The sequence below is a fragment of the Streptomyces sp. DH12 genome, assembly GCF_020873895.1.
GTDB lineage: Bacteria > Actinomycetota > Actinomycetes > Streptomycetales > Streptomycetaceae > Streptomyces.
Map to the genome: position 1 here is coordinate 1 of NZ_JAHWGT010001587.1, position 397 is coordinate 397.

Annotated in this window: 1 protein-coding gene; it reads right to left on the bottom strand. The window is 71.0% G+C overall.

Going from position 1 to position 397, the window contains the following annotated elements; all coding sequences use genetic code 11:
- The coding region (locus tag LPA54_RS41215; RefSeq protein WP_267488047.1) for an acyl-CoA dehydrogenase family protein at nt 1-397 on the bottom strand (397 nt) is incomplete at both ends.

The window sequence follows — 397 nt, forward strand, 5'->3', positions numbered from 1 at the left end:
CGACCGTGCGCGGAGTCGCGATCTTGATGGCCTGGATCTCGGTGTGCGCGCCCCGGTTGCCGACGGTGTCCATCATCCAGGCGGTCTTCAGCACCAGCAGCCGCAGCTGCTCGACCGCGACCCGAGCGTCCGCGATCCAGTTCTGCACCACGCCCTGCTGGGCGAGCGCCTTGCCGAAGGCGTCCCGGGACACCGCCCGGCGGCACATCAGCTCGATCGCCCGCTCGGCCATGCCGATCAGCCGCATGCAGTGGTGGATCCGGCCCGGACCGAGCCGCGCCTGGGCGATGGCGAACCCGCCGCCCTCCTCGCCGATGAGGTTCGACACCGGCACCCGCGCCTCGTCGAAGATCACCTCGGCGTGGCCGCCGTGGTAGTGGTCCTCGTAGCCGAAGAC